Origin of the sequence: Isoptericola sp. b515, assembly GCF_030588125.1 — a bacterium.
GTDB classification, from domain to species: Bacteria; Actinomycetota; Actinomycetes; order Actinomycetales; family Cellulomonadaceae; genus Isoptericola; species Isoptericola sediminis.
Map to the genome: position 1 here is coordinate 249273 of NZ_JAUQYR010000001.1, position 16795 is coordinate 266067.

Below are 16795 nucleotides of genomic sequence, written 5' to 3' on the forward strand. Positions count from 1 at the left end.
GGCATAGCACAACGACTGTTCAGTTTAGCGGTGCGTTCCAGCGAGGGCAAAGCGACCTCGGTCACGTCCGGTCCGGGCTGCAGACTTCGGTGCGGGGGTGCACGGTAGAAGGCATGAGCGAGGACACGACGGGCACCAGACCTGACCCGGAGACCCTGGCCGAGGGCGACAACGACCAGCTGTCGGCGGAGGACACCCTGCTCGACCGGGGCACCGAGAACATCCTCGACGAGGGGTACTCCCCGCCGGAACGACCGCGGGCGAACCACTGGGGCGAGACGGCCTGGGAGGAGATCACGGGTGAGCCGCTGGACCAGCGGCTGGCGGAGGAGCAGCCCGACGACTGGGAGCGCGACCCGCTGACCCACCCCGACACCACGCGGGCCGGGCGGCTCGTGGCCGACGACGACGCCGACCCCAGCCAGGACGGCTACCGGTCCAACGACCTGTACGGCACCGACGCCGGCGTCGACGGGGCGGGTGCGAGCGCCGAGGAGGCCGCCGTGCACTGGGTCGAGGAGCCGTAGGCCCGGACCGCGAGCCACGCCGCACGACGCCGTGAGGGAACAGCGCGACCCCGGCACGCCGGTGCGCGCAGCCGGGGTCGCGATGCCCCCGGAGGACGGGCTCCCCCAGTCGACCATCCCCGGAGCTCTGGCCGGACGGAGTCTCCTCGGTCGCGGCGTCGAGTCCGCTTCCAGCCTACGCAGCGCGGGACCACGGGGGTCGCGTCCGTCGGGTGAAGCCGGGGGTGAAAAGGTCGCTCAGCGCGGCCCGACCTCGTCCCGTCGACGACGGGCCCGGACCCGTCGCGCGCGCAGGCCGAGCTCGGCGGTGACCGGGTAGGCGACGTGCTCCAGGGTCAGCCCGCGCGCCGGGGCGACGGCACCGGCGGCGGCCCGGTCGCCGGCGGCGAGCACGGACGCGGCGTCGGCCGCGGGCCGCCGTCCCTCCCCCACCGCGAGCGACATGCCCACCAGCGCCCGGACCATCGAGTGGCAGAACGCGTCCGCCACGACCTCGGCGACGACCAGTCCGGCGTCGGGGCCGTCCTCGGGACGGGACCAGGCGAACCGCGTCAGCTCCCGGATCGTGGTCGCGCCCTCGCGCGGCTTGCAGAATGCCGCGAAGTCGTGCAGGCCGGTCAGGGGCCGCGCCGCCTCGTCCATGGCCGCCACGTCCAGCGGTCGCCGGTGCCACAGCACGGACTCGCGCCGCAGGGGATCGCGCAGCACGTGCTCGTCGGCGATGCGGTAGCGGTAGGTCCGTGACAGGGCGGAGAAGCGGGCGTCGAAGCCGGGCGGGGCGACCTCGGCCTCCCGCACGACGACGTCGGCCGGCAGGACCCCGGCGAGGCGGTCGACCAGCGCCCGCCCCGGGTCCCGGTCCGACCGTCCCGGCATGGCGTCCCACCGGTCGCGCGGCACGTCCACGTGCGCCACCTGACCGCGGGCGTGCACGCCCGCGTCCGTCCGGCCGGCGACGGTGAGGCGCGGCCACGGCAGCTCCAGCGGGCCCGTGCGCAGGATCGTCGCGAGCGCCTCCTCCAGGACGCCCTGGACGGTCCGCAGGCCGGGCTGGGTGGCCCAGCCGGCGAAGTGCGTGCCGGCGTAGGCGAGGTCGAGGCGGACCCGCACGGTCCCGACCTCGACCTCCGGCGCGTTCGTGATGCTCACCCGGCCATTGTGCCCGGATGATGGTCCCGTGCCCGACCTCATGACTCTCGCCGTGGACTGCGGCGGCGGCGGCATCAAGGCCACCGTGCTCGACGACGCCGGCACCGCGCACGCCGACCCCGTGCGCGTGCCGACGCCCTACCCGCTGCCGCCCGACCTGCTGGTCGACACCGTCGCGGACATCGCGGCCGCCCTCCCCCCGGCCGAGCGGGCCACCGTGGGCCTGCCGGGGATGATCCGTCACGGCGTGGTGGTGCACACCCCGCACTACGTGACCCGGTCCGGACCCCGGTCCCGGGTGGACCCCGACCTCGTGGACCGGTGGCGCAACGTCGACCTGCGGGCCGCCCTGCACGCCCGCCTCGACGTGCCCACGCTGGTCCTCAACGACGCCGAGCTGCACGGCGCCGGCGTGGTGGCCGGCAGCGGCGTGGAGCTCGTGCTCACCCTCGGCACCGGCCTCGGGTCCGCCCTCTTCGACGGCGGCCGGCTGGCGCCGCACCTGGAGTGGTCCCGCGCGCCCCTGCGCCGGGGCACCACGTACGACCAGTACGTGGGTGAGCCGGAGCGACGACGGCTCGGCAACGGCCTGTGGTCGCGCCGGGTGGTCACCGTCGTCGAGGGGCTGCGCCCCGTGTTCTGGTGGGACCGCCTGTACCTCGGCGGCGGCAACTCACGGTGCCTGGGCCCGGCGGCGCTCGCGCGGCTGGGCGACGACGTCGTCGTGGTCCCGAACACGGCCGCCCTCGTCGGCGGTGTCCGGGCCTGGGACCTCGCCGAGGGCTGAGCGCGCCGCGACGTGCGCCTCGAGCAGCACCCGGGAGAAGGCCACCGGGGCGTCCAGGCTCACCAGGTGCTTCGCACGCGGCACGACCACCAGCCGGGCGTCCGCCCCGGTCGACCGCGCCGCGGCGAGCAGCGAGCGCTCCTGACCGCGGAAGTGGTCCCACTGCCCGTTGACGAGGAGGACGGGGCTGTCGGCCCGCCGCAGCGCCTCCCGGACGTCGATGCGGCCGACCTCCTCGAGCACGTCCCCCATGACGTCGAGCGCGAAGCCTCCCGCCGCGAGGTCGACGGCGGACTCCGGGTCGACCAGGGCGCGCACGAAGGTGTCGTTCAGGTGCGCGCCGCTGTCCCCCCACCGTTCGATCCGGCGGGCCAGCACGAGCCACCCGGCGCGCAACGGAGAGGCGGGGTCCGTCGAGCACGACGCCGCGACGAGTCCGGCGACCTGCTCGGGGTGCCGGGCACGGTGCTCGATCCCGACGTACCCGCCGAGGGACAGGCCCACCACGAGGGCCCGACCGCCGACGTCGTCGACGGCGTCGCGCACGGTGGCGATCGCACCGTCCAGGGTGAACCGTGTCCCCCGCCGCGCGCCGTGGCCCGGCAGGTCCGGCGCGACGGCGGGGATACCGGCCGCGGCGAGCGTCGCCAGCTGCCGGCGCCACATCGTGCGCGACGTGCGCGAGCCGTGCAGGAGGACCACCGGGAGCATGTCCCCACCGTAACCAGGCGCCGCCGGGCGCACGCGGCGGGCGTCGCTGTCGACGGGTGGCACCGTGAGCACGACGAGGGCCCCGCACCATCGGTGCGGGGCCCTCATGCGTGCAGCCGGCCGGGAAGCCGGAGGACGTCAGTCCTCCTTCTTCTCCTCGGTCGTCGCCTCGGTGGACTCGGTCGCCTCGGCGGCCTTCGTCTCCTCCGTGGTGTCGGCAGGCTTGTCGTCGGCCTTCTTCGAGGCGGCCGACTTCTCGGCGGCCTTCGTGGCCTCCTTGACGACGGCCTGCTTCGGGCTCACGGGCTCGGTGATGAGCTCGATGACCGCCATCGGGGCGTTGTCGCCCTTGCGGTTGCCGACCTTCGTGATGCGCGTGTAGCCACCGTTGCGCTCGGCCATGGCCGGAGCGATCTCGGTGAACAGCGTGTGTACGACGGACTTGTCGCGCACGACCCGCTGGACGCGGCGACGGGCGTGCAGGTCACCGCGCTTGGCGAAGGTGATCAGACGCTCGGCGACCGGGCGCAGGCGCTTGGCCTTCGTCTCGGTGGTCGTGATGCGGCCGTGCTCGAAGAGGGCGGTCGCCAGGTTCGCGAGCATCAGCCGCTCGTGCGCCGGGCTCCCGCCGAGCCGCGGACCCTTGGTGGGGGTAGGCATAACTGGTTCTCCTTGGGTGTCGTTCCACGCCGCGCGGCCCCGTCATGTCGAGCGGTGCCGCTGCGGGCGCGGTGCGTCAGTACGGCTGCTCGTCGGTGTACGAGGTCTCGTCGTCCCCGCCGGCGAAGTACTGCGCCGAGGGGTCGAAGTCGAGCGGCGAGTCCTTGAGAGCAAGGCCCAGCTCCGCGAGCTTCTCCTTGACCTCGTTGATCGACTTGGCACCGAAGTTGCGGATGTCGAGCAGGTCCGCCTCGCTGCGCGCCACGAGCTCACCGACCTGGTGGATGCCCTCGCGCTTGAGGCAGTTGTACGAACGGATCGTGAGGTTGAGCTCCTCGATCGGCAGCGCCAGGTCCGCGGCCAGCGCGGAGTCCGTGGGCGACGGGCCGATCTCGATGCCCTCGGCCTCGACGTTCAGCTCGCGGGCCAGGCCGAACAGCTCGACGAGCGTCTTGCCGGCCGAGGCGAGCGCGTCGCGCGGGGCGATCGCGTTCTTCGTCTCGACGTCGACGATCAGCTTGTCGAAGTCCGTGCGCTGCTCGACACGGGTCGCCTCGACCTTGTACGTGACCTTCAGGACGGGCGAGTAGATCGAGTCCACGGGGATCCGACCGATCTCGGCGTCCAGGGTCTTGTTCTGCGCGGCGGACACGTAGCCACGACCCCGCTCGACGGTCAGCTCGATCTCGAGCCGGCCCTCGTCGTTGAGCGTGGCGATGTGCAGGTCGGGGTTGTGCACCTCGACGCCCGCGGGCGGGACGATGTCCGCCGCGGTCGCCGCACCGGCGCCCTGCTTGCGCAGGTACATCACGACCGGCTCGTCGTTCTCGGACGAGACGACGAGGTTCTTGATGTTGAGGATGATCTCGGTGACGTCCTCCTTGACACCCGGCACGGTGGTGAACTCGTGGAGCACACCGTCGATGCGGATGGAGGTGACCGCCGCGCCCGGGATGGACGACAGCAGCGTGCGACGCAGCGAGTTGCCGAGCGTGTAGCCGAAGCCGGGCTCGAGCGGCTCGATGGAGAAGCGCGAACGGTACTCCGAGATGACCTCTTCGGTCAGCGAGGGGCGCTGTGCGATGAGCACTGTGATGGTCCTTTCAGTGTGCGTCCGCCATATGACGCATCACGGATCCGCGGTCTACGCGGTCCGGACGGGACTCGGTCCACCCGCCCGGGCAGGGCTGGAACCGACCGGGCACGAGGCCCGGTCGGTTCGAGGGGTCAGACGCGGCGGCGCTTCGGGGGACGGCAGCCGTTGTGCGCCTGGGGCGTGACGTCCTGGATCGAGCCGACCTCGATACCGGTCGCCTGCAGCGAACGGATCGCGGTCTCACGACCGGAGCCCGGGCCCTTGACGAAGACGTCGACCTTCTTGACGCCGTGGTCCTGGGCACGGCGCGCAGCGGACTCGGCGGCCAGCTGGGCGGCGTACGGCGTGGACTTGCGGGAGCCCTTGAAGCCGACGTGGCCGGCGGAGGCCCACGAGATCACGGCGCCCGAGGGGTCGGTGATCGACACGATCGTGTTGTTGAAGGTGCTCTTGATGTGCGCCTGGCCGTGCGGGACGTTCTTCTTGTCCTTGCGACGCGGCTTGCGCGCGGCGGTCGAGCGGGACTTGGGAGGCATATGCGTTGATACTCCTGGTCTGAGGTCGTCGGACCGGGGCGAGGGTCAGCGGTGCTGACCCGCTCCACGGACTGCTGACGTCAGCGGGACTTCTTCTTGCCCGCGACGGTGCGCTTCTTGCCCTTGCGGGTACGCGCGTTGGTCTTGGTGCGCTGACCACGCACCGGCAGTCCGCGACGGTGACGCAGACCCTGGTAGGTACCGATCTCCACCTTGCGGCGGATGTCGGCCGCGACCTCGCGGCGGAGGTCACCCTCGAGCTGGTAGCTGCCCTCGAGGTGGTCGCGCAGCGCGACGAGCTCGGCGTCGCCGAGGTCCTTCACGCGCGTGTCCGGGGAGATCCCGGCGGCCGCGACGGTCTGCTCGGCGCGGGTGCGCCCGACGCCGTAGATGTAAGTGAGTGCGACGACGACCCGCTTCTCGCGCGGGAGGTCGACGCCGATCAGACGTGCCATTCCTGGCGACTCCTGTCCTTCGTCCAGAGGTCTGCCGCACCACCCTCCCGCGAGGACCGCGGGCCCCGGCCCCTGGACCGGAGGTTCGGCCGCTCGATGAGCGGCTCCGTGATGGTGCGCTGAGCCACGGCGTCCGAGGACGGCGCGGCGACGGGCGTGATCAGCCCTGGCGCTGCTTGTGGCGCTGGTTCGAGCAGATCACCATGACGCGACCGTGCCGGCGGATCACCTTGCACTGGTCGCAGATCTTCTTGACGCTCGGCTTGACCTTCATCAGTGTTCCTCTGCCGCCGGACGCCCGGGCCACCAGGGCCGGACGCTCGCGCGGCGATGTCGATCGGGTGGGGGGATGACGACTACTTGTAGCGGTAGACGATCCGGCCACGGGACAGGTCGTACGGGCTGAGCTCCACCACGACCCGGTCCTCGGGGAGGATCCGGATGTAGTGCTGCCGCATCTTGCCCGAGATGTGGGCGAGGACCTTGTGACCGTTGCTCAGCTCCACGCGGAACATCGCGTTCGGCAGCGCCTCGATCACGCTGCCCTCGATCTCGATGACACCGTCCTTCTTTGCCATGTCCTCCGCTAACTCTCGTCTGTGTCTTTCGACGGACTGCAGCCACGCCCGTCCGACCGCGGTCGGGGCACGAGACGGATCTCGCGAGGACGTGGATCGCGTGCTTCCGTTGGCCAGGGCCGCGCCCCGTCGCTCTCGACGAGCGGGGGACGGGGCACACGAACGGACTACACCCGACTAAATATCGTACCCCATCGATGCGACCTGGCAAGCCTGGCGTACGTCACACCGGGGCCGGGCCGTCGAGGTCGACGGGGACGACCTCGAACGGCGCCAGACCGGCACGGCCGAGGTCCGGGGCCGTGAGCACGGCGATCCCGTCCTCGAGCACCGCGACCGTGTGCTCCCAGTGCGCGGCCCGCGAGCCGTCGCCGGTCACGACGGTCCAGTCGTCACCCAGCACGCGGGTGACCTCCGACCCCCGGGTCAGCATCGGCTCGACCGCCAGGCACAGGCCGGGGCGCACGCGGGGGCCGCGGTCCGTCGCCCGGAAGTTGAGGACCTCGGGCGGCTGGTGCATCGCGGTACCGATCCCGTGGCCCGTGTACTCCTCGACGATGCCGTAGGACGTGCCCGCGAGGTCGCCCGCCGTCTCGGCGGCCATCTCGACGGCGTCGCCGACCTCCCCCACACGCCGTGCGGAGGCCAGGGCGGCGATACCCGCCCACATGGCGCTGCGCGTCGCCCGCACGAGCGCGGCGTCGTCGGCGTCGAGCTCCACCGCACCGGCCTCGTCGGGGCCGAGCGCCCCGTCCGGGCCGACCTGGAAGGAGATGGCGGAGTCACCGTGCCAGCCGTCGACGATCGCGCCGCAGTCGACGGACACCAGGTCCCCGACCGCCAGCACGCGCGGGCCGGGGATCCCGTGGACGACCTCGTCGTTCACCGACGTGCAGATCGTCGCGGGGAAGCCGTGGTACCCGAGGAACGACGGCGACGCCCCGGCCGCCGCGATCGCGTCGGCGGCCACACGGTCGAGGTCAGCCGTCGACGCCCCGGGGCGGGCGGCGGCGCGCACCTGCGCCAGCGTGTCGGCGACGACCAGGCCGGCGCGACGCATCCTGAGGATGTCGTCGCGCGACTTCAGCTCGATCCGGGGACGGGAACGGAACACCTCGTTCAGCCTGCTCGCTGCCCGTCAGCCGAACTGCTGCTCGAGCGAGGTGACGATCCGGTCGGTGACCTCCGAGATCTCACCGATGCCGTCCACCTGCACCAGCAGGCCGCGCTCGGCGTAGGCAGCGGTCAGCGGGGCGGTCTCGGCCTCGTAGATGTCCAGCCGGCGGGCGATCGCCTCCGGCGTGTCGTCCTCGCGACCCTCGACCTCGGCGCGCTTCGAGATGCGCTGGAGCAGCTCCTCGCGCTCGGCCGTCAGCTCGATGACCCCGTCCAGCTCCCAGTCGAGCTCGCCGAGGATCGCGTCGAGAGCCTCCACCTGGTGCGCGTTGCGGGGGTAGCCGTCGAGCAGGAACCCGCCCTTGACGTCCTCCTCCCCGAGCCGGTCGCGGACCATCGAGTCCGTGACCTCGTCCGGGACGAGCTCGCCCTTCGAGGAGTACTCCTGGGCGAGCCGGCCGAGCTCGGTGCCGCCCTTGATGTTCGCCCGGAAGATGTCACCGGTCGAGATGGCGGGGATCCCGAAGACCTCGGCGAGCCGAGCGGCCTGGGTGCCCTTGCCCGCGCCCTGCGGTCCCATGATCACCAGGCGGGTCACCCGTGCCTCGGGACGCTGGGAGCCGTGCAGCTCGCGACGGGTGGTCGGGGTGGTCGTCTCGGTCAACGGAGGAACCCTTCGTAGTGGCGCTGCTGGAGCTGGGAGTTCACCTGCTTCACGAACTCCAGCCCAACACCGACGATGATGAGGATCGACGTCCCGCCGAACGGGATGTTCGTGGTCACGCCGAGGAACACCAGCACCAACGTCGGGATGAGGGCGACGATGGCGAGATACAGCGAGCCGGCCGACGTGATGCGGGTGATCACGTAGTCGAGGTACTCGGCCGTGGGGCGCCCGGCACGGATGCCGGGGATGAAGCCCCCGTACTTCTTCATGTTGTCCGCGACCTCGTCCGGGTTGAACGTGATCGACGTGTAGAAGAAGGCGAAGAAGATGATCATCGCGATGTACAGCGCGACGTAGAGCGGCTGGTCCTGCTGCGCCAGGTTGTTCGAGACCCACACGACCCAGTCCGCCGTCTGGTCGCCGAACTGGGCGATCAGTGCGGGGATCGCGAGGATCGACGCCGCGAAGATGACCGGGATGACGCCCGCCATGTTGATCTTGATCGGGATGTAGGTGCTCGTGCCGCCGTACATCCGGCGCCCGACCATCCGCTTGGCGTACTGCACCGGGATGCGGCGCTGGGACTGCTCGACGAACACGACCATGCCGATGACCAGCACGATCACGGCGATCATGATGATGAAGTTCAGCGCGCCGTTGGCACCGCCGGCGATCGACCAGAGGGCCGTCGGGAAGCTCGCCACGATCGAGGTGAAGATCAGCAGGGACATGCCGTTGCCGATGCCCTTCTCGGTGATGAGCTCGCCGAGCCACATCACGAGACCGGTGCCGGCCGTCATGGTGATCACCATGAGGGCGGCGGTGACGAACCGGTCGTCGACCACGACGTCGAGGTTGCAGCCCGGGAACAGCAGCCCGGTGCGGGCCGTGGTGACGATGGTGGTCGACTGCAGGATGGCCAGGGCGATCGTCAGGTAGCGGGTGTACTGCGTCAGCTTCGCCTGACCCGACTGCCCCTCCTTGTGGAGTGCCTCGAACCGCGGGATGACCACGCGCAGGAGCTGCGTGATGATGCTGGCGGTGATGTAGGGCATGATCCCCAGCGCGAACACCGACAGCTGCAGGAGTGCGCCACCACTGAACGTGTTGACGAGACCGAGCAGCGAGGTGCTGTCCTCGAGGGAGGCCACGCACTGCTGGACGTTGCCGTAGTCGACGCCCGGCGTCGGGACGAACGACCCCACGCGGAACAGCGCCATGATCGCGATCGTGAACAGCAGCTTGCGCCGCAGGTCCGGTGTCCGGAAAGCCCGGCCGAATGCGCTGAGCACCTATCCTCCTGACCCGCCGGGGCGGGATGTCGTGTCGCCGGTCGCCCGACGAGGTGTGGCGCGCGACGCCCGCGGGACGGCCCCGCGACGTCGAGACGCCGACTCGGTCGTGGTCCGGCCGGGATGCTCCGACACCTCGGCACGCGGGGCGTGCAGAAACGGACCGTGACGGATTCTACGTGTCCCGGTGAGTGATCTGGACCACTGATCCCGGTCGAAGGTAGCAGACCAGGACAATCCGACTCCCGGGACGTCGCTCCTCGAGGTGATCGTCACCCCCACCCCGAGGAACGCGCAAGGGCCGGTGGCGCGACTGCGCCACCGGCCCTGCGACGGACCTCAGTCCTCCGAGACCGAGCCGCCGGCCGCCAGGACCTTGTCCTTGGCGGAGCCGGAGATCGCGTCGACCGCGACGTCCAGCTTGACGGTGATCTCGCCCGTGCCGAGAACCTTCACCGGCTGTCCGGAGCGGACCGCGCCCTTGGCGACGAGATCGTCGACCGTGACGGAGCCCCCCTCCGGGTACAGCGCGGCGAGCTTGTCCAGGTTGACGACCTGGTACTCGACGCGGAACGGGTTCTTGAAGCCACGCAGCTTCGGCAGCCGCATGTGGAGCGGGATCTGCCCGCCCTCGAAGCCCGCGGGCACCTGGTAACGAGCCTTCGTCCCCTTGGTACCGCGACCCGCCGTCTTACCCTTCGACGCCTCACCGCGACCCACACGGGTCTTGGCGGTCTTGGCGCCGGGGGCCGGACGCAGGTGGTGGACCTTGAGCGGCTTCGACTGCGCGCCGTTGTCCTTGGTGCTGTCGGCCATGATCAGTCGACCTCCTCGACGGTGACGAGATGCGCCACCGTGGTGACCATGCCACGGATCTCCGGACGGTCCTCCTTCACGGCGATGTCGCCGATCCGCTTGAGGCCGAGGGACCGCAGCGTGTCACGCTGGTTCTGCTTGCCGCCGATGGCGGACTTGACCTGGGTGACCTTGAGACGGGCCATCACGCACCCACCTTCTCGTCGGACTTCTTCTCCGCCTGCTCGGCCCGGCCGGCGGCCTGGGCGCGGAGCAGCGGAGCCGGTGCGACGTCCTCGAGCGGCAGACCGCGGCGAGCCGCCACGGCCGCCGGCTCCTCGAGACCCTTCAGGGCCGCGACGGTGGCGCGCACGATGTTGATGGCGTTCGACGAACCGAGCGACTTGCTCAGCACGTCGTGGATGCCGGCGCACTCCAGCACGGCACGCACCGGACCACCGGCGATCACACCGGTACCCGGGGAGGCCGGACGCAGGAAGACGACACCGGCCGCCTCCTCGCCCTGGACCTGGTGCGGGATGGTGCCCTGGATGCGCGGGACGCGGAAGAAGTTCTTCTTCGCCTCCTCGACACCCTTGGCGATCGCCGAGGGCACCTCCTTCGCCTTGCCGTAGCCGACACCGACGGTGCCGTCGCCGTCGCCCACCACGACCAGCGCGGTGAAGCTGAAGCGGCGGCCGCCCTTGACGACCTTGGCGACGCGGTTGATCGTCACCACGCGCTCGACGAAGGCGTTCCGGTCGTCACCGCGGTTGTTGCTGCGGCGGTCGTCGCGCCGGTTGGAGCGGCGACCGTCGTTCTTGGACTCGTTGGCGCCCTGGGGGGCGCCGGTGTTGCGCTGCCCTGCAGCCATCAGAGGATCCTCATCTTCCGTGCGAACGTGGTCATCACAGCGCCAGACCGCCTTCGCGCGCGCCGTCGGCGACCGCAGCCACCCGACCGTGGTACTTGTTGCCGCCACGGTCGAAGACCACGGCGTCGACACCGGCAGACTTCGCACGCTCGGCGACGAGCTCGCCGACCTTGCGGGCCTTGGCGGTCTTGTCGGCGTCCATCGCACGCAGGTCGGCCTCGAGCGTCGAGGCGGAGGCCACGGTCTTGCCGACCGTGTCGTCCACGACCTGCGCCACCATGTGACGCGACGAACGGGTCACGACGAGGCGGGGACGCTCCGCGGTGCCCTTGATCTTCTTGCGCAGGCGAAGGTGACGACGCTGACGAGCGACGCTCTTGCCCTTGCCGAGAACCTTGAGAGCCATCACTTACCAGCCTTTCCGACCTTGCGACGGACGACCTCGTCGGCGTACCGCACACCCTTGCCCTTGTAGGGCTCGGGGCGGCGGATCTTGCGGATGTTCGCGGCGACCTCGCCGACCTGCTGCTTGTCGATGCCGGAGACCGAGAACTTCGTGGGGCTCTCCACCGCGAAGGTGATGCCCTCCGGCGGCGTGACCTTGACGGGGTGCGAGAACCCGAGCGCGAACTCGAGGTCCTGCCCCTTGGCCACGACGCGGTAACCGGTGCCGACGATCTCGAGCTTGCGCTCGTAGCCGTTGGTCACACCGGTGACCATGTTCGACAGCAGGGTGCGGGTCAGGCCGTGCAGCGAGCGCGACTCGCGCTCCTCGTCGGGACGCGAGACCTTGAGGCCGTCCTCGGTCTGCTCGACGGTGATCGGTGCGGCGACCGTGTGCTCCAGGGTGCCCTTCGGGCCCTTGACGGTCACGAGCGCACCGCTGATGGTGATCTCCACGCCGGACGGGACCGGAACGGGGAGCTTGCCGATTCGAGACATGGGCGTCTCTCCTTTCCGGATTACCAGACGTAGGCGAGGACTTCGCCGCCCACACCCTTGTCCTGCGCCTGACGGTCGGTCAGGAGGCCGGAGGAGGTGGACAGGATGGCCACGCCGAGGCCACCGAGGACCTTCGGGAGGTTGGTGGACTTCGCGTAGACGCGCAGGCCGGGCTTGGACACACGGCGCACGCCGGTGAGCGCGCGCTCACGGCTCGGGCCGTACTTGAGGGTCAGGGTGAGGTCCTTGCCCACCCGGGCGTCCTCGACGGTCCAGCCGCTGATGTAACCCTCGGCCTGCAGGATCTCCGCGATGCGCGACTTCAGCTTCGAGAACGGCATGGTGACCGTGTCGTGGTGCGCCGAGTTCGCGTTGCGCAGACGCGTCAGCATGTCTGCGATCGGGTCGGTCATAGTCATCGGGCTCTAGCCCTTCCTCGCCGGGGTATCCGTGCGGCGCCGCGGTGGGCGCCGCACGGACCTACGGCGTAGTTGTTTTACCAGCTGCTCTTGGTGACGCCGGGGAGCTCGCCGCGGTGGGCCATCTCCCGCAGGCAGATCCGGCACAGGCCGAACTTGCGGTAGACCGAGTGCGGACGCCCGCACCGCTGGCACCGGGTGTAGGCACGCACGGCGAACTTCGGCTTGGCGTTCGCCTTGTTGATCAGGGCCTTCTTCGCCATATCAGTTCTCCTTGAAGGGGAAACCGAGACGGCGCAGCAGGGAGCGGCCCTCGTCGTCGGTCGTCGCCGTCGTCACGATCGTGATGTCCATGCCCCGGACACGGTCGATCTTGTCCTGGTTGATCTCGTGGAACATCGACTGCTCCGTGAGACCGAACGTGTAGTTGCCGTGGCCGTCGAACTGCTTCGGGCTCAGACCGCGGAAGTCGCGGATGCGCGGCAGCGCGATCGAGAGCAGGCGGTCGAGGAACTCCCACATGCGGTCACCGCGGAGGGTGACGTGCGCGCCGATCGGCATGCCCTCACGCAGCTTGAACTGCGCGATGGACTTCTTGGCACGGTTGATCGCCGGCTTCTGGCCGGTGATCGCCGTCAGGTCGCGGATGGCGCCCTCGATGAGCTTGGAGTCGCGCGCGGCGTCCCCGACACCCATGTTGACGACGACCTTCGTGAGGCCGGCGACCTGCTGGACGTTCTGGTGGTCGAACTCGTCCTTGAGGGCGGAGAGGATCTCCTCGCGGTACTTCTGCTTGAGGCGCGGCAGGGCCGGGGCCTCGAGAGTCGTCTCGGTCATCAGATGTCCTTCCCGGAGCGCTTGGCGTAGCGGACGCGCACCGTGCGGGTACGGCCGTCCTGCTCCACCTCCTCGAGACGGAAGCCCACACGGGTCGGCTTCTTCGTCTCGGGGTCGACCAGCATCACGTTCGACACGTGGATCGGTGCCTCGACGGTCTCGAGGCCACCCGTGCGGGTGCCGCGAGCCGACTGGCCGGCCTTCACGTGCTTGGTCACGCGCTGGATGCCCTCGACCACGATGCGGTCGGAGTCCTTGAGCACCTCGAGCACGCGGCCCGTCTTGCCCTTGTCGCGACCTGCGGTGACGATCACCTGGTCGCCCTTCTTGATCTTCGCCATGGTCAGAGCACCTCCGGAGCCAGCGAGATGATCTTCATGAACTTCTTGTCACGCAGCTCACGCCCGACCGGGCCGAAGATGCGGGTTCCACGGGGGTCGCTGTCGCCCTTGAGGATGACAGCGGCGTTCTCGTCGAACTTGATGTAGGAACCGTCGGGACGACGGCGCTCCTTGGCGGTCCGGACGATGACGGCCTTGACGACGTCGCCCTTCTTCACGTTGCCGCCCGGGATCGCGTCCTTGACGGTGGCGACGATGGTGTCGCCGATACCGGCGTAGCGACGGCCGGAGCCTCCGAGAACACGGATGGTGAGAATCTCCTTCGCACCCGTGTTGTCGGCGACTCGCAGTCGCGACTCCTGCTGGATCATCGATTGATCTCCTGTCGTCGAGCTGGTTCTCTGCCCGGGAGGTCCCGGACGAGCCTGGCCGAACGGATAGTTGCTGTGGTGGGGACCCGGCGCATACGTGTGTCACACCGCGGCCCCCACCGAGGAAGGTCTGTGCTTACTTGGCCTTCTCGAGGATCTCCACCAGGCGCCACCGCTTGGTCGCGGACAGCGGGCGGGTCTCCATGATGACGACGAGGTCGCCGCGGCCCGCGGTGTTCTCCTCGTCGTGCACCTTCACCTTGTTCGTGCGGCGCATGACCTTGCCGTAGAGCGGGTGCTTCTTGCGGTCCTCGACCTCGACGACGATGGTCTTCTCCATCTTGTCGCTGACGACGTAGCCGCGGCGCACCTTGCGGCTGGACCGCTCCTCGGTGGTCACCGTCTCGGTGTTCTCGCTCATCAGTGCCTCACTCACTCACGCTCGGGGCCGTACGGATGCCGAGCTCGCGCTCCCGCAGGACCGTGTAGATCCGCGAGATGTCGCGCTTGACCGCCTTGAGGCGGCCGTGCGACTCGAGCTGGCCGGTGGCGGCCTGGAAGCGAAGGTTGAAGAGCTCTTCCTTCTGCTCCTTGAGCTTCGCGACGAGGGTCTCGTCGTCGAAGCCGTCGAGGTCGGCGGGGGCCAGGCCCTGGGTACCGATAGCCATCAGTTCGCACCACCTTCGCGCACCACGAAACGGCACTTCATCGGAAGCTTGTGCATCGCGCGGCGCAGGGCCTCGCGTGCCAAGTCCTCGGGGACGCCGGCCAGCTCGAAGACGATGCGGCCGGGCTTGACGTTGGCGACCCACCACTCGGGCGAGCCCTTGCCGGAACCCATGCGGGTCTCAGCCGGCTTCTTGGTCAGCGGGCGGTCCGGGAAGACGTTGATCCAGACCTTGCCGCCTCGCTTGATGTGGCGGGTCATCGCGATACGAGCAGCCTCGATCTGGCGGTTCGTGACGTAGGCGGGCTCGAGAGCCTGGATGCCGTAGTCGCCGAAGGAGATCGTGGTGCCACCCTTGGCCACGCCGGAGCGCTTCGGGTGGTGCTGCTTGCGGTGCTTGAGCCTGCGCGGGATCAGCATGACTCAGGCCTCCGTTCCGGACTCGGGGGCCGCGGCCTGGTCGGCCGGGGCCGGCGCGTCGGACGCCTCGGCAGCGTTCTGCTGCTTCGGCTGCGACGGACGCTCGTTGCGGTCGTTGCGACGACCACCACGACGCTCGCCACCACGGCCACGGCCCTGGCGGGGCGCGGCGGCCGCCTGCTGTGCGGCGAACTCCTTCTCGGTGAGGTCGCCCTTGTAGATCCAGACCTTCACGCCGATGCGACCGAAGGTGGTGCGGGCCTCGAAGAAGCCGTAGTCGATGTTCGCGCGCAGGGTGTGCAGCGGCACGCGCCCCTCGCGGTAGAACTCCGACCGGCTCATCTCGGCGCCGCCGAGACGGCCCGAGACCTGGACCCGGATGCCCTTCGCGCCGGCACGCTGCGCGGACTGGATGCCCTTGCGCATGGCGCGACGGAAGGAGACGCGGCTCGCCAGCTGCTCGGCGATGCCCTGCGCGACGAGCTGCGCGTCGATCTCGGCGTTCTTGACCTCGAGGATGTTGAGCTGGACCTGCTTGCCCGTGAGCTTCTCGAGCTCGCCGCGGATGCGGTCGGCCTCGGCGCCGCGACGGCCGATGACGATGCCCGGACGCGCCGTGTGGATGTCCACACGGACGCGGTCACGCGTGCGCTCGATCTCGACCTTGGCGATACCGGCCCGCTCGAGACCGGTGCTCATGAGCTTGCGGATCTCGACGTCCTCGCGGACGTAGTCGCGGTACCGCTGACCAGGCTTGGTGCTGTCGGCGAACCAGCGCGACCGGTGGTCGGTGGTGATGCCGAGGCGGTACCCGTGCGGGTGAATCTTCTGCCCCACTATCGGGCCCCTTCCTTCTGCTCGCGCGGTGCGACGACCACGGTGATGTGGCTGGTGCGCTTGAGGATGCGGCTGGCACGCCCCTGCGCACGGGGGCGGAACCGCTTGAGGGTCGGGCCCTCGTCCACGTACGCCATCGAGACCACGTAGTCGGCCTCGTCGAAGCGCTCGTTCGCGCGGTCGGCCTTCACCCGTGCGTTGGCCACAGCGGACTCGACCACCTTGCGGACGGGCTCGCTCGCCGCCTGCGGCGCGAACTTCAGCACCGCGACGGCCTCAGCGGCCTGCTTGCCACGGATGAGGTCGACGACGCGCCGGGCCTTCATGGGCGTGACACGGACGAACCGCGCCTGCGCCTTGGCTTCCATTGCTGTCCTGCTTCCTTTTCTCAGACAGTCCGAGTCGCTACCGACTGACCGGGGTCAGCGGCGGCGACCCTTCCTGTCGTCCTTCACGTGGCCGCGGAACATCCGCGTAGGGGCGAACTCGCCCAGCTTGTGACCCACCATGGCCTCGGTCACGAAGACCGGGACGTGCTTGCGGCCGTCGTGGACGGCGAAGGTGTGGCCGAGGAAGTCGGGCGTGATGACCGACCGGCGGGACCACGTCTTGATGACGTTCTTGGTCCCCTTCTCGTTCTGAGCGTCCACCTTCTTCTGCAGGTGGTCGTCGACGAAGGGGCCCTTCTTCAGGCTACGAGGCATCTGTCAGGCTCCTT

Annotated in this window: 29 protein-coding genes; 2 read left to right on the forward strand and 27 right to left on the reverse strand. The window is 69.9% G+C overall.

Translation table 11 applies throughout. The features are described from left to right. Window positions 1–113 precede the first annotated feature (113 nt). A complete protein-coding gene (locus Q6350_RS01050) occupies window positions 114–527 on the forward strand; it encodes a DUF5709 domain-containing protein (RefSeq protein ID WP_304602513.1) in 414 nt (137 codons plus the stop codon). 237 nt (window positions 528–764) lie between these two features. Here Q6350_RS01050 and truA read toward each other — a convergent pair whose 3' ends face one another. Beyond that, window positions 765–1676 carry a tRNA pseudouridine(38-40) synthase TruA gene (gene truA / locus Q6350_RS01055; protein ID WP_305064759.1) on the reverse strand — a complete coding sequence of 304 codons (912 nt, stop codon included), beginning with the start codon at window positions 1674–1676 and terminating at the stop codon, window positions 765–767. Here truA and Q6350_RS01060 point away from each other — a divergent pair. Further along, window positions 1669–2463, forward strand: coding sequence for an ROK family protein (locus Q6350_RS01060; protein WP_370375350.1), 795 nt, complete (start codon window positions 1669–1671; stop codon window positions 2461–2463). The genes truA and Q6350_RS01060 overlap by 8 nt on opposite strands. On the opposite strand, the gene Q6350_RS01065 is transcribed toward Q6350_RS01060, so the two are convergent. From Q6350_RS01065 to rpsS, 26 genes are all read right to left on the reverse strand, one after another. Next, window positions 2350–3174 carry an alpha/beta fold hydrolase gene (locus Q6350_RS01065; protein ID WP_304602515.1) on the reverse strand — a complete coding sequence of 275 codons (825 nt, stop codon included), beginning with the start codon at window positions 3172–3174 and terminating at the stop codon, window positions 2350–2352. The genes Q6350_RS01060 and Q6350_RS01065 overlap by 114 nt on opposite strands. A gap of 138 nt (window positions 3175–3312) precedes the next feature. Beyond that, window positions 3313–3834 (reverse strand): 50S ribosomal protein L17, encoded by a 522-nt coding sequence (gene rplQ / locus Q6350_RS01070; protein ID WP_171246388.1) that lies wholly within the window; start codon window positions 3832–3834, stop codon window positions 3313–3315. Between the two features lie 76 nt (window positions 3835–3910). After that, on the reverse strand, window positions 3911–4924 hold the full coding sequence (locus tag Q6350_RS01075) for a DNA-directed RNA polymerase subunit alpha (RefSeq protein ID WP_171246389.1): 1014 nt from the start codon (window positions 4922–4924) through the stop codon (window positions 3911–3913). A 137-nt stretch (window positions 4925–5061) separates the two neighbouring features. Then, window positions 5062–5466 carry a 30S ribosomal protein S11 gene (gene rpsK, locus Q6350_RS01080; RefSeq protein ID WP_171246390.1) on the reverse strand — a complete coding sequence of 135 codons (405 nt, stop codon included), beginning with the start codon at window positions 5464–5466 and terminating at the stop codon, window positions 5062–5064. Window positions 5467–5546: 80 nt separating this feature from the next. Further along, window positions 5547–5921, reverse strand: coding sequence for a 30S ribosomal protein S13 (gene rpsM / locus Q6350_RS01085; protein ID WP_304602516.1), 375 nt, complete (start codon window positions 5919–5921; stop codon window positions 5547–5549). A gap of 160 nt (window positions 5922–6081) precedes the next feature. After that, the gene (gene rpmJ, locus Q6350_RS01090) at window positions 6082–6195 is read right to left on the reverse strand and encodes a 50S ribosomal protein L36 (RefSeq protein WP_171246392.1); all 114 of its coding nucleotides are present in this window, start codon (window positions 6193–6195) and stop codon (window positions 6082–6084) included. An 82-nt stretch (window positions 6196–6277) separates the two neighbouring features. Then, complete coding sequence (gene infA / locus Q6350_RS01095) at window positions 6278–6499, reverse strand: translation initiation factor IF-1 (RefSeq protein WP_020016137.1); 222 nt, start codon at window positions 6497–6499, stop codon at window positions 6278–6280. A 223-nt stretch (window positions 6500–6722) separates the two neighbouring features. Then, window positions 6723–7613, reverse strand: coding sequence for a type I methionyl aminopeptidase (map, locus tag Q6350_RS01100; protein ID WP_304602517.1), 891 nt, complete (start codon window positions 7611–7613; stop codon window positions 6723–6725). Window positions 7614–7637: 24 nt separating this feature from the next. Then, window positions 7638–8195 (reverse strand): adenylate kinase, encoded by a 558-nt coding sequence (locus Q6350_RS01105; protein ID WP_304603078.1) that lies wholly within the window; start codon window positions 8193–8195, stop codon window positions 7638–7640. Between the two features lie 80 nt (window positions 8196–8275). After that, the gene (gene secY, locus Q6350_RS01110) at window positions 8276–9574 is read right to left on the reverse strand and encodes a preprotein translocase subunit SecY (RefSeq protein WP_171246394.1); all 1299 of its coding nucleotides are present in this window, start codon (window positions 9572–9574) and stop codon (window positions 8276–8278) included. 339 nt (window positions 9575–9913) lie between these two features. Beyond that, window positions 9914–10390 carry a 50S ribosomal protein L15 gene (gene rplO / locus Q6350_RS01115; RefSeq protein WP_171246395.1) on the reverse strand — a complete coding sequence of 159 codons (477 nt, stop codon included), beginning with the start codon at window positions 10388–10390 and terminating at the stop codon, window positions 9914–9916. 2 nt (window positions 10391–10392) lie between these two features. Further along, window positions 10393–10575 carry a 50S ribosomal protein L30 gene (rpmD, locus tag Q6350_RS01120; RefSeq protein ID WP_171246446.1) on the reverse strand — a complete coding sequence of 61 codons (183 nt, stop codon included), beginning with the start codon at window positions 10573–10575 and terminating at the stop codon, window positions 10393–10395. Next, window positions 10575–11243 (reverse strand): 30S ribosomal protein S5, encoded by a 669-nt coding sequence (gene rpsE, locus Q6350_RS01125; protein ID WP_171246396.1) that lies wholly within the window; start codon window positions 11241–11243, stop codon window positions 10575–10577. The genes rpmD and rpsE overlap by 1 nt, the downstream gene beginning before the upstream one ends. A 34-nt stretch (window positions 11244–11277) precedes the next feature. After that, on the reverse strand, window positions 11278–11649 hold the full coding sequence (rplR, locus tag Q6350_RS01130) for a 50S ribosomal protein L18 (RefSeq protein ID WP_171246397.1): 372 nt from the start codon (window positions 11647–11649) through the stop codon (window positions 11278–11280). Next, on the reverse strand, window positions 11649–12185 hold the full coding sequence (gene rplF, locus Q6350_RS01135; protein WP_171246398.1) for a 50S ribosomal protein L6: 537 nt from the start codon (window positions 12183–12185) through the stop codon (window positions 11649–11651). The genes rplR and rplF overlap by 1 nt, the downstream gene beginning before the upstream one ends. 20 nt (window positions 12186–12205) lie before the next feature. After that, complete coding sequence (gene rpsH, locus Q6350_RS01140; RefSeq protein WP_171246399.1) at window positions 12206–12604, reverse strand: 30S ribosomal protein S8; 399 nt, start codon at window positions 12602–12604, stop codon at window positions 12206–12208. A 77-nt stretch (window positions 12605–12681) separates the two neighbouring features. Next, the gene (locus Q6350_RS01145; RefSeq protein ID WP_013837851.1) at window positions 12682–12867 is read right to left on the reverse strand and encodes a type Z 30S ribosomal protein S14; all 186 of its coding nucleotides are present in this window, start codon (window positions 12865–12867) and stop codon (window positions 12682–12684) included. Window position 12868: 1 nt separating this feature from the next. After that, window positions 12869–13441 (reverse strand): 50S ribosomal protein L5, encoded by a 573-nt coding sequence (gene rplE / locus Q6350_RS01150; RefSeq protein ID WP_171246400.1) that lies wholly within the window; start codon window positions 13439–13441, stop codon window positions 12869–12871. Then, window positions 13441–13782 (reverse strand): 50S ribosomal protein L24, encoded by a 342-nt coding sequence (gene rplX, locus Q6350_RS01155; protein ID WP_171246401.1) that lies wholly within the window; start codon window positions 13780–13782, stop codon window positions 13441–13443. The genes rplE and rplX overlap by 1 nt, the downstream gene beginning before the upstream one ends. 2 nt (window positions 13783–13784) lie before the next feature. Beyond that, a complete protein-coding gene (gene rplN / locus Q6350_RS01160) occupies window positions 13785–14153 on the reverse strand; it encodes a 50S ribosomal protein L14 (RefSeq protein WP_171246402.1) in 369 nt (122 codons plus the stop codon). Between the two features lie 136 nt (window positions 14154–14289). After that, entirely contained in the window at window positions 14290–14574 is a 285-nt protein-coding gene (gene rpsQ, locus Q6350_RS01165) for a 30S ribosomal protein S17 (protein WP_171246403.1), read from the reverse strand. A gap of 7 nt (window positions 14575–14581) precedes the next feature. Further along, a complete protein-coding gene (gene rpmC / locus Q6350_RS01170) occupies window positions 14582–14821 on the reverse strand; it encodes a 50S ribosomal protein L29 (RefSeq protein WP_246246410.1) in 240 nt (79 codons plus the stop codon). Further along, window positions 14821–15240 carry a 50S ribosomal protein L16 gene (rplP, locus tag Q6350_RS01175; protein ID WP_171246404.1) on the reverse strand — a complete coding sequence of 140 codons (420 nt, stop codon included), beginning with the start codon at window positions 15238–15240 and terminating at the stop codon, window positions 14821–14823. Before rplP ends, rpmC begins: the two co-directional genes overlap by 1 nt. A 3-nt stretch (window positions 15241–15243) precedes the next feature. After that, window positions 15244–16077, reverse strand: a complete 834-nt coding sequence (rpsC, locus tag Q6350_RS01180) for a 30S ribosomal protein S3 (RefSeq protein WP_304602518.1) — start codon at window positions 16075–16077, stop codon at window positions 15244–15246. Beyond that, a complete protein-coding gene (gene rplV, locus Q6350_RS01185; RefSeq protein WP_171246406.1) occupies window positions 16077–16445 on the reverse strand; it encodes a 50S ribosomal protein L22 in 369 nt (122 codons plus the stop codon). The genes rpsC and rplV overlap by 1 nt, the downstream gene beginning before the upstream one ends. A gap of 54 nt (window positions 16446–16499) precedes the next feature. Then, window positions 16500–16781: a 30S ribosomal protein S19 gene (rpsS, locus tag Q6350_RS01190; protein WP_171246407.1), complete on the reverse strand. Its 282-nt coding sequence runs from the start codon at window positions 16779–16781 to the stop codon at window positions 16500–16502. Between the last annotated feature and the right edge of the window lie 14 nt (window positions 16782–16795).